We start from the raw sequence: 13,988 nt of genomic DNA, 5'->3' as shown, positions 1-13,988 counted from the left end.
GCGATGAATCCGTTAATTATCAAGTTAGGTGGCGTGTTATTAGACAGTGAAGAAGCGCTGGAGCGTTTATTCACCGCCCTGGACAGCTACCGTCAGCAGCATCAGCGCCCGCTGGTTATCGTTCACGGTGGCGGTTGCCTGGTGGATGAGCTGATGAAACAACTTTCTCTGCCGGTGGTGAAGAAAAACGGCCTGCGGGTGACCCCTGCTGACCAGATCGACATCATTACCGGCGCGCTGGCCGGTACTGCCAACAAGACCCTGCTGGCGTGGGCCATCAAGCACCGGATCAATGCGGTGGGCCTGAGCCTGGCGGACGGCGGCAGCGTTTCCGTGACCCAACTCGATCCGGCGCTGGGCCACGTAGGCAATGCGCAACCGGGTTCACCGGTGCTGCTCAATACCCTGCTGGGCGCCGGCTACCTGCCGGTGATCAGTTCTATCGGCATCACCGCCGAAGGGGAATTAATGAATGTGAACGCCGATCAGGCGGCGACGGCCCTGGCCGCCACGCTGGGTGCGGATTTGATCCTGCTGTCGGATGTCAGCGGCATTCTCGATGGGAAAGGGCAACGCATTGCAGAAATGACGGCACAAAAAGCGGAACAACTGATTGCCCAAGGCATCATCACCGATGGTATGGTGGTGAAGGTGAATGCGGCGCTCGACGCGGCCCGCACCCTTGGCCGGCCGGTGGATATCGCCAGCTGGCGCCATGCCGATCAGCTTCCAGCTCTGTTTAACGGCGTGTCGATTGGCACCCGGATCCTCGCTTAAATTTAGAATTAAAAAGGAAAAGACCATGCAAAACCAAGGCATCAAAAAAATCGTTCTGGCGTACTCTGGCGGCCTGGATACTTCGGCCATCATTCCCTGGCTGAAAGAAAACTACGGCGGCTGCGAAGTGGTAGCGTTCGTGGCGGATATTGGCCAGGAGCGCAGCGATCTGGAAGGCGTGGAGCAAAAAGCCCTGCAATCCGGTGCCTCTGAGTGTCACGTGGTTGATCTGCGTGAAGAATTCATCCGCGATTACGTTTATCCGGTTCTGCAGACCGGTGCGCTGTATGAAGGCAGCTATCTGCTGGGCACTTCAATGGCGCGCCCGATTATCGCTAAAGCGCAGGTTGAGCTGGCGTTGAAAGTCGGCGCTGATGCGCTGTGCCACGGTGCAACCGGCAAAGGTAATGACCAGGTGCGTTTCGAAACCACCTACACCGCGCTGGCACCGCACCTGAAAGTGGTTGCGCCTTGGCGTGAGTGGAACCTGCGTTCCCGTGAAGCGCTGCTGGATTACCTGAAAGAGCGCAATATCCCGACGACGGCGTCGCTGGAAAAAATCTACAGCCGTGACGAAAACGCCTGGCATATCTCTACCGAAGGCGGCGTGCTGGAAAGCCCGTGGAATGCCCCGAACAAAGACTGCTGGGTTTGGACCGTGGATCCGCAGGAAGCGCCGGACCAGCCTGAGCAAGTGACCATCACCGTAGAAAAAGGCCGCGTCGTGGCGGTTAACGGTGAAGCCTTGAGCCCATACAAATGTCTGGAAACCCTGAACGTGCTGGGCGCCAAACATGGCGTGGGCCGGATCGACATCGTGGAAAACCGTCTGGTAGGCATCAAATCCCGCGGTTGCTACGAAACCCCGGGCGGCACCATCATGGTGGCGGCACTGCGCGGCGTCGAGCAACTGGTTCTGGATCGCGACAGCTTCAAATGGCGTGAGCAGCTGGGACTGGAAATGTCCTACGTGGTGTACGACGGCCGCTGGTTTGCTCCGCTGCGTCGTTCTCTGCAGGCCTCTGCGGAAGCGCTGGCCGAAGAAGTGAACGGCGAAGTGGTGCTGCAGCTGTACAAAGGCCAGGTGACGGCGATTCAGAAGAAATCTGCCAACAGCCTGTACTCTGAAGAGTTTGCTACCTTTGGCGAAGATGAGGTTTACGATCACAGCCACGCGGGCGGCTTTATCCGCCTGTTCTCGCTCTCTTCACGCATTCGCGCGTTGAACGAGAAAAAGAACAAGTAATTTCATTATTCGGCGTGACTTGTTAAGGGCGCAGCGTGCTGCGCCCTTTCGTATAAAATTTATACCCTAAATAATTCGGGTTGCAGGAAGGCGGCAAGAGCGAGAGTCCCGATGAGCTTACATTGGTAAGTGATTCGGGTGAGCGCTCGCAGCCAACACACCTGCAGCTCGAAGTATGACGGGTACAGGAGTAAAAGTATGGCACTTTGGGGCGGACGGTTCAGTCAGGCGGCAGATCAGCGGTTCAAACAGTTAAACGACTCTCTGCGCTTTGATTATCGCCTGGCGGAACAGGATATTGTTGGCTCTGTGGCCTGGTCGAAAGCGCTGGTCACCGTCAACGTGTTGACGGCAGCCGAACAGCAACAGCTTGAGCAGGCTTTGAGCGTGCTGTTGGAAGAGGTTCAGGCCGACCCGCAGGCGATTGTCAGCAGCGATGCGGAAGATATTCACAGCTGGGTGGAGCAGAAGCTGATCGATAAAGTCGGCGATCTGGGCAAGAAGCTGCATACCGGCCGTAGTCGTAACGATCAGGTCGCGACCGATCTGAAACTGTGGTGCAAACAGCAAATCGGCGAACTGCATCAGGCCATCGTGCAACTGCAGCAGGCGCTGGTGGAAACTGCCGAAGCCAATCAGGATGCGGTGATGCCGGGTTATACTCACCTGCAGCGGGCGCAACCGGTCACTTTCGCCCACTGGTGCCTGGCCTATGTGGAAATGCTGGCCCGCGATGAAAGCCGCCTGCAAGATACGCTCAAGCGCCTGGACGTCAGCCCGCTGGGCAGCGGCGCGCTGGCCGGTACCGCTTATCCGATCGATCGTGAACAGCTTGCCGGTTGGTTGGGCTTTGCCTCGGCCACCCGCAATAGCCTGGACAGCGTTTCCGATCGCGACCATGTGCTGGAGCTGCTGTCCAATGCCTCCATCAGCATGGTGCACCTGTCGCGGTTTGCCGAAGACCTGATCTTCTTCAACAGCGGCGAAGCGGCGTTTGTCGATCTGTCCGACCGCGTAACCTCCGGCTCTTCGTTGATGCCGCAGAAGAAAAACCCGGATGCGCTGGAGCTGATCCGCGGCAAATGCGGCCGTGTACAGGGCGCATTGACCGGCATGATGATGACGCTGAAAGGCTTGCCGCTGGCGTATAACAAAGACATGCAGGAAGACAAGGAAGGGCTGTTCGACGCGCTGGATACCTGGATGGATTGTCTGCAAATGGCGGCGCTGGTGCTGGACGGCATTCAGGTAAAACGTCCACGCTGTAAAGAGGCGGCAGAGCAGGGTTACGCCAACTCGACCGAACTGGCGGACTATCTGGTCGCCAAAGGCGTGCCTTTCCGTGAGGCGCACCATATCGTCGGTGAGGCGGTGGTCGAAGCCATCCAACAGGGCAAGGCGCTTGAGGCGCTGACGCTGACCGAGTTGCAGAAGTTCAGTGCGGTGATTGGTGACGACGTGTATCCGATTCTGGCGCTGCAATCTTGCCTGGACAAGCGCTCGGCCAAGGGCGGCGTTTCTCCTCAGCAGGTCGCCAACGCGATCGCCGAAGCGAAACAACGGCTGTTTTAAGCTAAGTTAGCTGGTTCATAAAGGCGCGGTTCACGGTGTGAGCCGCGCTTTTTTTATGATGGTTTACTCGCCCGGGCAGCGCTGGCAGCGTTCCGCCTCGGCCTCACCCAGCTTGAGCTTGGTCTGCAGGTCGCGCAGTGCGGTGCGCAGGCCTTCTTCGAGCACCGGGTGGTAGAACGGCATATCCAGCATCTGGTTAATGGTCATCTGTTGCTGATGCGCCCAGGCCAAGAGGTGGGCGATATGCTCAACGTCCGGTCCCATCATTTCCGCGCCGAGGAAACGCCCGGTGCCTTGCTCGCCGTAGACGTGCAAGAGGCCTTTATTACGCAGCATCACGCGAGAACGCCCCTGATTCTCGAACGAAACCTCGCCGACGTCGAAGCAGCCGCAAGCGCTGAATTTCTCGCTCAGTTCGCGGAAGGTCGAACCGACCATGGCTATCTGCGGATCGGAGAATACGACCGAGATCGCGCTGCGGCGCAGGCCTGGGGTGATTTCCGGGAAGCTGCCGGCGTTGGCCCCGGCAATGCGCGCCTGATCGCTGGCTTCGTGCAGCAGCGGGAGCTGGTTGCTGGCGTCGCCGGCGATGAAAATATGCGGTACGTTGGTTTGCATGGTCGAACGATCGGCCTGCGGCACGCCTCGGGCATCGAGTTTGAGGCCGGTGTTTTCCAGGCCCAGTTTATCGACGTTCGGCCTGCGGCCGGTGGCGGCCAGTACGTAATCCACCATGATTTCCTGTGGCCGGCCCTGCAGATCCTGATAGCGGATAAACACGTTGTCGCCTTCGCGCTGCATCATCTCGACCTTCACGTCGGCATCCAGATAAAACTCTTCGCCCAGGGCTTTGGCGGCATAGTTGCGCACCGCACTGTCGGTTAATGGGCCGACGGCACCGCCGACGCCAAACACTTTGGTGTCGACGCCCAGGCGGTGCAGTGCCTGACCCAGCTCCAGGCCAATGACTCCTGGACCAAACACCGCGACGGACTGCGGCAAATCATCCCAGTTAAACACGTCGTCATTGACGATCAAGCGGTCGCCCAGTGCGTTCCACTGTGCCGGCCAGCTTGGGCGGGAACCGGTGGCGATAACGATACGCTGCGCCACGATGCGGGTGTGTTCATCGACCTGCAGGGTATTGTCGTCGAGAAAGCGGGCGTAGCCGTGAATTTTGTCGGCGGCCGGGATTTCATCGACGCCTTCCAGCACAAAGCCGACAAAGCGGTCGCGCTCGCGTTTGACGCGGTCCATCACTTCACGGCCGTTAACGGTGGTTTGACCGGTGGGGTATACGCCGAAGCCCGGTGCGCGTTCGATTTGATGCACCGCTTCGGCGGCGGCGATCAGCAATTTGGATGGCATGCAGCCGACGCGCGCGCAGGTGGTGCCATAAGGCCCGCCCTCGATCATCACCACGCTGGGGGTAGAAAGTTTGGCTGCGCGATAGGCACCCAGACCGGCGGTGCCGCCGCCGATAACCGCAACGTCAACATTCAACTGTTTCATGCCTACTCCTGAAAGGTAAAAAAGGCGGGCCATAGCCCGCCAAAGGTTCACGTTGGCTTCGTTATTATTTATCGATCAGGCTGACAGGAAGGTTTCCAGGTCATCGCTGCCGCCGATGTGACGGCCGCCGATGAACACTTGCGGTACGGTGGCGCGGCCACTGACGGCGCGCAGGCTGACGGTGGTGGCGTCTTTGCCCAGCACGATCTCTTCATACTGGATACCACGTTCTTGCAGCATTTGTTTGGCTTTGGCGCAGAACGGGCAGCCGGGCTTGGTGAACAGCGAAACCGATTCCTGCACTTTGAATTCCGGCGCCAGATATTTCAGCATGGTGTCGGCATCAGAGACTTCAAACGGGTCGCCCGGCTTGTTCGGCTCGACGAACATTTTTTCGACCACGCCGTTGCGCACCAGCATCGAGTAACGCCATGAACGTGGACCGAAGCCCAGATCGGCTTTCTCGACCAGCATGTTCATGCCTTTGGTGAACTCACCGTTGCCGTCCGGCACGAAGGTGATGTTCTCGGCGTGCTGATCGGCTTTCCAGGCGTTCATCACGAAGGTGTCGTTCACCGAGACGCACAAGATGCTGTCGACGCCGTGCTGTTTGAATACGCTGGACAGCTCGTTGTAGCGTGGCAAATGGCTGGAAGAGCAGGTTGGGGTAAACGCGCCCGGCAGCGAAAACACGATGACGGTTTTATCTTTGAACAGGTCATTGGTGGTGACATCAATCCATTGGTCGCCCTGACGGGTGTGGAAAGTAACCTGAGGAACTTTTTTGCCTTCTTGGCTGGTAAACATGGATTAACCCCTTAATTAGGAAAATAATTTTTGGCTGTTAGCGCGGTATCGCTTCGTTGGGACACATTATTGACGTCGGGGCTTGATAGATCTAATCGCTCATTGCTATCTTATCTATCGCCATGAGCTATCATGGTCTGGAGGGAAAAAATGAATATTCGTGATTTAGAGTACCTGGTCGCCTTGGCCGAGCATCGGCATTTCCGCCGTGCCGCCGATTCATGCCATGTTAGCCAACCTACGCTGAGTGGGCAGATCCGCAAGCTGGAAGACGAACTGGGCGTTATGCTGCTCGAACGTACCAGCCGCAAGGTGTTATTCACCCAGGCGGGCTTGTTGCTGGTGGAGCAGGCGCGTACCGTGCTGCGCGAAGTCAAAGTCCTGAAAGAGATGGCCAGCCAGCAAGGGGAAGCGATGTCGGGGCCGCTGCATATCGGCTTGATCCCGACCGTCGGGCCTTATTTGCTGCCGCAGATCATCCCTACGCTGCATAAAACCTTTCCCAAGCTGGAAATGTACCTGCATGAAGCACAGACCCATCAACTGCTGGCGCAACTCGACAGCGGCAAACTGGACTGCGCCATTCTGGCGCTGGTGAAGGAAACGGAAGCCTTTATCGAAGTGCCGCTATTTGATGAGCCGATGAAGCTGGCGGTGTATTCCGATCACCCATGGGCGCAGCGCGATCGCGTAGCGATGCCGGATTTGGCAGGGGAAAAACTGCTGATGCTGGAAGACGGCCACTGCCTGCGCGATCAGGCGATGGGCTTTTGCTTCCAGGCGGGGGCGGACGAGGATACCCATTTCCGCGCGACCAGTCTGGAAACGCTGCGCAATATGGTGGCGGCGGGCAGCGGCATTACCCTGCTGCCAACGCTTGCGGTACCGCCGCAGCGTGAGCGAGACGGCGTCTGCTACCTCGACTGTTACAAACCGGAACCGAAGCGCACCATAGCGCTGGTGTACCGCCCCGGCTCCCCATTGCGCAGTCGTTATGAGCAATTGGCCGAGGCGATCCGCGAGCACATGCAGAATTACTTCAGTACCACGTTAAAACAGGCGGTTTAAGCCGTTTAGCGCTGCCACCCGGTAGGCTTCGGCCATGGTCGGATAGTTGAAGGTCGTATTAACGAAATATTCGATAGTATTGCCTTCACCTTTCTGTTCCATGATCGCCTGACCGATATGGATGATCTCTGCCGCACGCTCGCCGAAGCAGTGGATCCCGAGGATCTGCAGGGTGTCGCGATGGAACAGGATCTTCAGGCTGCCGACGCTCATCCCGGCAATCTGCGCACGTGCCAGATGCTTGAACTGGGCGCGGCCCACTTCATACGGCACTTTCATCGCCGTCAGTTCTTGCTCGGTTTTGCCGACGGAACTGATTTCCGGAATGGTATAGATACCGGTCGGGATGTCTTCGATCAGATGCCCGCTGGCTTCGCCGGAGGCGATCGCCTGTGCGGCGATGCGGCCCTGATCGTAAGCGGCGGATGCCAGGCTCGGATAACCAATCACGTCACCCACGGCGTAAATGTGCGACAGCGCGGTCTGGTACATGCTGTTTACTTTCAGCAGGCCTCGGCTGTCTGACTCCAGACCGACATTCTCCAACCCGAGTGAATCGGTGTTACCGGTACGCCCGTTGGCGTACAGCAGGCAATCCGCTTTCACTTTCTTGCCGGATTTCAGGTGAACAATCACGCCGTCTTCGGTGCCTTCGATCTTCTCGAACTCTTCGTTGTGACGGATCACCACGCCGTTGTTCCAGAAGTGGTATGACAGCGAGTCAGACATTTCCTGATCGAGGAAGGCCAACAGGCGATCGCGGGTGTTGATCAGATCCACCTTCACGTTCAAGCCACGGAAAATAGACGCATATTCACAACCGATCACACCGGCGCCGTAAATGATCACGTGGCGCGGTTCGTGGCTCAGTTCGAGAATGGAATCGCTGTCATAGATGCGCGGATGGTTAAAGTCGACGCTGGCCGGGTGGTAGGGACGCGAGCCGCAGGCGATCACGATATGATCGGCGCGGATGGTGTCCTGAGTGCCATCCATGTAGCTGACGCTGACGGTGTTGGCGTCGATAAAGCGTGCATCGCCGGCAAACAGTTTGCACTGGTTGCGTTCATAGAAACCCTGACGCATTCGGGTTTGTTGATTAATGACGTTATCGGCGTGGCGTAAAATGTCAGGGAAGGTTGCACTGAGCGTGCGTGAATTATTGTAAAGCGGGTTCTGGTTGAATTCGATAATGCGGCTGACGGCGTGGCGGAGGGCTTTGGACGGAATGGTACCCCAATGAGTACATCCGCCGCCCACATTATTGTACCGTTCGATAACGGCCACGCGAGCGCCCTGTTTCACCAGCCCCATAGCGGCACCTTCACCACCAGGGCCCGAGCCAATTACAATGGCATCAAATTGATAGTGCTGTTGCATGTAGGAGAGACCTGTTTTTATACAAAATTACAACGGTATCTTAACATCATAGCGCTGAGCGCCCAATCACCATTAGGCTTTTTGAGGCAAAGCACAAATGGTACAGGCTGAAACTGTGACAGGACGCGTTTGTATAAATGCTGTTGCAATAAAATTTGCTATATTGCCGACTCAGCGGCGTTAGACTCAATGAATGGATCTTATCTGGATATGCATATGGGCGTCAGAGCACAACAAAAAGAACGGACTCGTCGTTCCCTCATTGAGGCGGCATTCAGCCAGCTAAGCGCCGAACGCAGCTTTGCCAGCTTGAGTTTGCGCGAAGTCTCACGCGAGGCGGGTATCGCACCCACGTCATTTTACCGCCACTTCCGTGACGTGGACGAGCTTGGGCTGACCATGGTCGATGAGAGCGGCCTGATGCTGCGCCAACTGATGCGGCAGGCGCGCCAGCGTATCGCCAAGGGCGGCAGCGTCATCCGCACCTCGGTCTCCACTTTTATGGAGTTTATCGGCAATAATCCCAACGCCTTCCGCCTGCTGTTGCGTGAGCGTTCCGGTACTTCGGCCGCCTTCCGTGCGGCGGTGGCACGCGAGATCCAACATTTTATCGCCGAACTGGCGGATTACCTCGAGCTGGAAAACCATATGCCGCGCAGCTTCACCGAAGCGCAGGCGGAAGCCATGGTGACTATCGTGTTCAGTGCCGGTGCCGAAGCGCTGGACATTGACATCGACCAACGGCGTCGGCTTGAGGAACGTTTAGTGTTGCAACTGCGGATGATTTCCAAGGGCGCTTATTACTGGTATCGCCGCGAGCAAGAAAAAGCTTCTGTGTCCCACGTATAAAGGTAGAAAGTGATGGAAAAATCAGGCCGTGAGAATGGCACTTTACTGCTGGCGTTGATTGCCGGTCTTTCAATCAACGGTTCGTTTGCCGCGTTGTTCAGCTCGGTAGTGCCGTTTTCTATTTTCCCGATAATCTCTTTGGTTCTGGCGGTGTACTGCCTGCACCAGCGTTATCTGCATCGCGCCATGCCGGACGGCATGCCAAAGCTGGCCGCCGCCTGTTTCCTGTTGGGGGTGCTGTTATACAGTGCGATCGTGCGTGCTGAATATCCGCAGATTGGCTCTAACTTCTTGCCGGCGATTGTCGCTGTGGCGTTGGTGCTGTGGATTGGCGTGAAGCTGAAGGCGCGCAAGGCGCTGGAAGGAAATACGCAGGTATAAAGGTGACCGGGCAGGGGCGCAGCAACGTCGCCCCTGTTGGGTTAAACGCGTTTTTCCAACAGCACGCCGCATTCCATATGATGGGTGTACGGGAACTGATCAAACAGCGCCAGGCGACTGATACGGTGCGTCTCCTGCAGCGTTTCCAGATTGGCGGACAGCGTTTCGGGATTGCATGAGATATACAGAATGCGTGGATAGGTTTGCACCATTTTCACCGTTTCATTGTCCAGCCCGCTACGCGGTGGGTCGACAAAAATGGTTTCGCAGTTATAGCTGCTTAGATCGATACCTTTCAGCCGGTTAAACTCCCGCACTCCGTTCATCGCCTGGGTAAAATCTTCCGCCGCCATGCGAATAATCTGTACGTTATCGATATGGTTGGCCGCAATGTTGTACTGCGCCGCCGCGACCGAAGGTTTGGCTATTTCGGTAGCCAGCACCCGCTCGAAGTTACGCGCCAGCGCCAACGAGAAGTTACCGTTGCCGCAGTAGAGTTCCAGCAAATCGCCTTTAGAGCCTGCCGTTACGTCCAGCGCCCATTCCAGCATCTGTATATTCATTGCTGCGTTCGGCTGGGTGAAGCTGTTTTCCACCTGGCGGTAGATCATGTCGCGGCCGGCGACCGGCAGGATTTCGTCTACGTAATCCTGATCCAGCATGATTTTCATTTTCGACGCGCGGCCGATCAGCTGCAAATCAAAGCCCTGTGCGCGCAGGCTGTCACGCAGCTTTTCCGCGTGTTGTTGCCAGGCCTCATCCAGCTTACGGTGATACAACAACGAAGCAATGATTTTGCCGCTGCGGGTCGACAGATAGTCAATCTGGAACAGCTTGTGGCGCAGGATGGGCTCCGGCTTGATGGCGGCGATCAGTGCACTCATCAGGCGGTTAATCAATTCGCTGGCGGCCGGGAACCGATCGACGCGGATGCGTTGCTTGGTCTGCTGGTCAAACATGATGTGATACATCTCGTCTTCATCATGCCAGATGCGGAATTCGGCGCGCATGCGGTAATGCTCGACTTGCGAGCGGAACACTTCCGGCTCGGGTGCCGTGAACGGTGACATCAGCGTCTTCAGCCGGGCAGTTTTCTCCGCCAGTTGGTCATCGTAACGTTCAATAGGCAAATTCTCGGGCGTCATGTTTCTTCTCGTCAGGCAAATTTGATCAGCGGGGATTGTAGGGAATCAGCCCGTGAAGTCCAGTTTTGTCGTGTTTATTATTTGTAACATTGGTGGAAGTCTAGACATCTATTTACATTGATCGTAGCATTGCCGTCCGGCCTCAAGCAGCGAGTGAAAAGGGAATCCGGTGTGAATCCGGAGCTGACGCGCAGCGGTAAGGGGAAGTCACGGCGATAGCGTTTTTACGCAGACACTGTCCACTGCAGGATGGGAAGTCATCGCCTGGTGCAGGTTGCCTATGCAGCTTGTAACTCCCAAGCCCGAAGACCTGCCGGTATTACGTCGCAATGTCCATGGCCGTCGCGAATTACCGGCCATGATCCTGCGGCATCCGCCAATTAAGTTTGGATGCTTTTTCATGACAATTACAAAAAATACACTGCTGGCGGTGGTTTCATCCATCACGGCTTTTTCTGGATGGGCGCAAGACAACACCACAGCCAATAACAGCGATAACCTGGTGGTTACCGCCAACCGCTTCCCGCAGCCGGTTTCTTCCGTGCTGGCACCAACCTCTGTCGTTACCCGTGATGATATCGATCGCTGGCAGGCCAAAAGCCTGACTGACGTGATGCGTCGTTTGCCGGGTGTGGATGTCGGGCAAAATGGTGGTCTGGGGCAAAAAAGCTCGCTGTTTATCCGTGGCACCAATTCCAGCCATGTGCTGGTGCTGATTGACGGCATTCGCCTTAATCAGGCCGGTATCAGCGGCTCTTCCGACCTCAGCCAGATCCCGATCTCGCTGGTGCAAAAAGTTGAATATATCCGTGGGCCGCGTTCGGCAGCGTACGGATCTGATGCCATCGGCGGGGTGGTCAACATTATTACCACCCGCGAGAAGAATGGCGCCACACTTTCCGCCGGAGCAGGCTCAAACGGCTATCAAGCCTATGACGCCTCTACTCAGCAACAACTGGGCGACAGTACGGTTGCAACAGTCGCCGGTAATTACACTTATACCAAAGGCTATGATGTGGTGGCCTACGGCAGCACTGGCATGCAAAGCCAGCAGGATCGCGACGGCTTTATGAGCAAGTCGCTGTACGGTGCCGTTGATCATCAGTTCAGCGAGGCTATCAGCGGTTTTGTTCGTGGTTATGGTTATGACAACCGCACGGCTTACGACGCTTACTACGCCTCTCCAACCAGCCCGCTGGTCGATACCCGCAAGTTGTACAGCCAAACCTGGGATACCGGCCTGCGTTATAAGGAAGGTATCTACGCAACGCAGTTGATCGGCAGCTACAGCCACAGCAAGGATTACGATTACGATCCACGTCTGGGCATGCATGACAGCTCGGCAAGTTTGGTCGACTCCGAGCAATACAATCTGCAGTGGGGGAACACGCTTCAGGTAGGTCAGGGGACGGTCAGTTCAGGGATTGACTGGCAACACCAGCAAATCAAGCCAGACTCTACTACGGTTAACGGTGAAAAAACCCAACGCAATGCCGGTGTTTACCTTACCGCGCAGCAGTTGGTCGGACCGGTAACCCTGGAAGGGGCAGTTCGCGGCGACGATCACTCCGAATTTGGTTGGCATGGCACTTGGCAAACCAGTGCGGGCTGGGAGTTTATTGAAGGATACCGTTTCATCGCCTCCTACGGCACGGCATTCAAAGCCCCTAATATGGGTCAGCTGTATGGCAACTTCGGCAATAATACCGATCTGAAGCCGGAAGAAAGCAAACAGTGGGAAGGGGGTTTTGAAGGGCTGACTGGGCCGGTAACCTGGCGCGTGTCCGGCTACCGCAACGATATCGATAACCTGATTGATTCTACCGGAGAGACCAATTACGTTTATTACAATATCGGTAAGGCCACTATTAAAGGTATTGAGGCTACGGCTTCATTCGACACCGGTCCATTAACCCATCACATCGGTTACGACTATGTCGATCCACGCAATGCCAAAACTAATGAAGTTCTGCTGCGTCGCGCCAAACAGCAGGTGAAGTATGAGCTGGATTGGCAGGTCTATGATTTTGACTGGGCAGTCACCTATCAATACCTGGGTGAGCGTTATGACAAAGACTACAGCACCTACCCAGAGCAAAGCGTTAAACTCGGCGGCGTCAGCCTGTGGGATCTCGCAGTTTCGTATCCGGTCACATCTCATCTGACAGTTCGTGGTAGAATTGCCAACCTGTTTGATAAAGATTATGAGACGGCTTATGGCTACGCTACTCCAGGAAGAGAATACTACCTCACTGGAAGCTATACCTTCTAACACCACCGCGACGCCCCGTCCGACGGTGCTGGTATTTGATTCCGGCGTCGGCGGGTTATCGGTGTATCAGGAGGTTCGGCAATTGCTGCCGGACCTCCACTATATTTACGCCTTCGACAACGTGGCGTTCCCCTACGGCGAGAAATCCGAAGAGTTTATCGTTGAGCGCGTGCTGGAAATTGTCAGCGCGGTGCAGCAACGCCATCCTCTGGCGATTGTCGTTATTGCCTGTAATACCGCCAGTACCGTATCTCTGCCGGCGCTGCGAGAGCGCTTTACCTTCCCGGTAGTGGGCGTAGTGCCTGCGATTAAACCTGCTGCCCGCTTGACCGCCAATGGCATCGTGGGCCTGTTGGCTACCCGTGGCACGGTACAACGCACCTATACTCATGAACTGATTGCCCGCTTCGCCACCGACTGCAAGATCGAGCTGCTGGGTTCTTCAGAACTGGTGGAGCTGGCGGAAGCCAAGTTGCATGGCGAAGCCGTGTCGCTCTCCACGCTGAAGAAAATTCTTCACCCATGGCTGAGTATGCGTGAGCCGCCGGACACGGTAGTGTTGGGTTGCACCCACTTCCCTTTATTAGCAGAAGAGTTAATGCAGGTGTTGCCTGAGGGCACCCGGCTGGTCGATTCCGGGGCTGCTATTGCCCGTCGCACCGCTTGGCTTATCTCTTCGCAGGAAAATCTGGTGTCGACTCAGGAAGATAATCTGGCGTATTGCATGGCGTTGAATGAAGACACTGATGCTTTATTGCCCGTTTTGCAGGGATATGGCTTTAAATCGTTGAAAAAATTGCCTCTTTAATAGGGTTCTGGTTAAACATTCAACGGTTGGAAAAAATATTGAAATTAGGGGTTGCGGCCTTCTGAGAACTCCCTATAATGCGCCTCCACTGACCGGGAACAACGACTCCTCTAACGAGAACCAGTCGCCCAGCCAGGAAGAAGCAAGCCGGTGAAAACACCGTTTCTTAAT

12 protein-coding genes and 1 riboswitch are annotated in these 13,988 nt (G+C 56.1%); of the genes, 8 read left to right on the top strand and 4 right to left on the bottom strand.

Annotated features, from left to right (window positions below; translation table 11 throughout):
• Positions 1 to 3 precede the first annotated feature (3 nt).
• The 3 genes from argB (at position 4) to argH (ending at position 3,595) form a co-directional block, all read left to right on the top strand.
• Complete coding sequence (gene argB / locus V2S86_RS23925; protein WP_004953149.1) at positions 4 to 777, top strand: acetylglutamate kinase; 774 nt, start codon at positions 4 to 6, stop codon at positions 775 to 777.
• A 25-nt stretch (positions 778 to 802) separates the two neighbouring features.
• Entirely contained in the window at positions 803 to 2,023 is a 1,221-nt protein-coding gene (locus V2S86_RS23920) for an argininosuccinate synthase (protein WP_004953146.1), read from the top strand.
• Positions 2,024 to 2,221: 198 nt separating this feature from the next.
• Positions 2,222 to 3,595: an argininosuccinate lyase gene (gene argH / locus V2S86_RS23915; RefSeq protein ID WP_330764435.1), complete on the top strand. Its 1,374-nt coding sequence runs from the start codon at positions 2,222 to 2,224 to the stop codon at positions 3,593 to 3,595.
• A gap of 63 nt (positions 3,596 to 3,658) precedes the next feature.
• On the opposite strand, the gene V2S86_RS23910 is transcribed toward argH, so the two are convergent.
• Both V2S86_RS23910 and V2S86_RS23905 read right to left on the bottom strand, forming a co-directional pair.
• Positions 3,659 to 5,107: a dihydrolipoyl dehydrogenase gene (locus V2S86_RS23910; RefSeq protein WP_330764434.1), complete on the bottom strand. Its 1,449-nt coding sequence runs from the start codon at positions 5,105 to 5,107 to the stop codon at positions 3,659 to 3,661.
• A gap of 75 nt (positions 5,108 to 5,182) precedes the next feature.
• Complete coding sequence (locus tag V2S86_RS23905) at positions 5,183 to 5,914, bottom strand: glutathione peroxidase (protein WP_311995386.1); 732 nt, start codon at positions 5,912 to 5,914, stop codon at positions 5,183 to 5,185.
• A 150-nt stretch (positions 5,915 to 6,064) separates the two neighbouring features.
• Here V2S86_RS23905 and oxyR point away from each other — a divergent pair, with 150 nt between their 5' ends.
• Positions 6,065 to 6,982, top strand: coding sequence for a DNA-binding transcriptional regulator OxyR (gene oxyR / locus V2S86_RS23900; protein ID WP_013814983.1), 918 nt, complete (start codon positions 6,065 to 6,067; stop codon positions 6,980 to 6,982).
• Here oxyR and sthA read toward each other — a convergent pair.
• A complete protein-coding gene (gene sthA, locus V2S86_RS23895; protein ID WP_006317770.1) occupies positions 6,965 to 8,362 on the bottom strand; it encodes a Si-specific NAD(P)(+) transhydrogenase in 1,398 nt (465 codons plus the stop codon). The genes oxyR and sthA overlap by 18 nt on opposite strands.
• A gap of 216 nt (positions 8,363 to 8,578) precedes the next feature.
• On the opposite strand from sthA, the gene fabR reads away from it, so the two are divergent.
• The gene (fabR, locus tag V2S86_RS23890) at positions 8,579 to 9,211 is read left to right on the top strand and encodes an HTH-type transcriptional repressor FabR (protein ID WP_006317771.1); all 633 of its coding nucleotides are present in this window, start codon (positions 8,579 to 8,581) and stop codon (positions 9,209 to 9,211) included.
• Between the two features lie 12 nt (positions 9,212 to 9,223).
• Entirely contained in the window at positions 9,224 to 9,592 is a 369-nt protein-coding gene (locus V2S86_RS23885; RefSeq protein WP_330764433.1) for a YijD family membrane protein, read from the top strand.
• A gap of 41 nt (positions 9,593 to 9,633) precedes the next feature.
• Here the strand turns inward: V2S86_RS23885 and trmA are convergent, their stop codons facing one another.
• Positions 9,634 to 10,737: a tRNA (uridine(54)-C5)-methyltransferase TrmA gene (gene trmA, locus V2S86_RS23880; RefSeq protein ID WP_330764432.1), complete on the bottom strand. Its 1,104-nt coding sequence runs from the start codon at positions 10,735 to 10,737 to the stop codon at positions 9,634 to 9,636.
• Between the two features lie 120 nt (positions 10,738 to 10,857).
• A riboswitch (cobalamin riboswitch) is annotated at positions 10,858 to 11,069 on the top strand.
• A 68-nt stretch (positions 11,070 to 11,137) separates the two neighbouring features.
• Here trmA and btuB point away from each other — a divergent pair.
• A complete protein-coding gene (gene btuB / locus V2S86_RS23875) occupies positions 11,138 to 13,009 on the top strand; it encodes a TonB-dependent vitamin B12 receptor BtuB (RefSeq protein WP_330764431.1) in 1,872 nt (623 codons plus the stop codon).
• Positions 12,954 to 13,817: a glutamate racemase gene (gene murI, locus V2S86_RS23870; RefSeq protein WP_330764430.1), complete on the top strand. Its 864-nt coding sequence runs from the start codon at positions 12,954 to 12,956 to the stop codon at positions 13,815 to 13,817. Before btuB ends, murI begins: the two co-directional genes overlap by 56 nt.
• The last annotated feature ends 171 nt before the right edge of the window (positions 13,818 to 13,988 follow it).

Origin of the sequence: Serratia sp. C2(1) (assembly GCF_036352655.1) — a bacterium.
In the GTDB taxonomy this organism is placed as follows: Bacteria; Pseudomonadota; Gammaproteobacteria; order Enterobacterales; family Enterobacteriaceae; genus Serratia; species Serratia inhibens.
The sequence above is the reverse complement of the archived record's forward strand: the minus strand, read 5'-3'. Positions and strand labels throughout refer to the sequence as shown.

Coding starts and splice junctions, on each gene's coding strand:
- argH (WP_330764435.1), top strand. CDS start 2,222: ATGGCACTTTGGGGCGGACGGTTCAGTCAGGCGGCAGATCAGCGGTTC.
- V2S86_RS23920 (WP_004953146.1), top strand. CDS start 803: ATGCAAAACCAAGGCATCAAAAAAATCGTTCTGGCGTACTCTGGCGGC.
- murI (WP_330764430.1), top strand. CDS start 12,954: ATGGCTACGCTACTCCAGGAAGAGAATACTACCTCACTGGAAGCTATA.
- trmA (WP_330764432.1), bottom strand. CDS start 10,737: ATGACGCCCGAGAATTTGCCTATTGAACGTTACGATGACCAACTGGCG.
- V2S86_RS23885 (WP_330764433.1), top strand. CDS start 9,224: ATGGAAAAATCAGGCCGTGAGAATGGCACTTTACTGCTGGCGTTGATT.
- oxyR (WP_013814983.1), top strand. CDS start 6,065: ATGAATATTCGTGATTTAGAGTACCTGGTCGCCTTGGCCGAGCATCGG.
- fabR (WP_006317771.1), top strand. CDS start 8,579: ATGGGCGTCAGAGCACAACAAAAAGAACGGACTCGTCGTTCCCTCATT.
- btuB (WP_330764431.1), top strand. CDS start 11,138: ATGACAATTACAAAAAATACACTGCTGGCGGTGGTTTCATCCATCACG.
- V2S86_RS23905 (WP_311995386.1), bottom strand. CDS start 5,914: ATGTTTACCAGCCAAGAAGGCAAAAAAGTTCCTCAGGTTACTTTCCAC.
- argB (WP_004953149.1), top strand. CDS start 4: ATGAATCCGTTAATTATCAAGTTAGGTGGCGTGTTATTAGACAGTGAA.
- V2S86_RS23910 (WP_330764434.1), bottom strand. CDS start 5,107: ATGAAACAGTTGAATGTTGACGTTGCGGTTATCGGCGGCGGCACCGCC.
- sthA (WP_006317770.1), bottom strand. CDS start 8,362: ATGCAACAGCACTATCAATTTGATGCCATTGTAATTGGCTCGGGCCCT.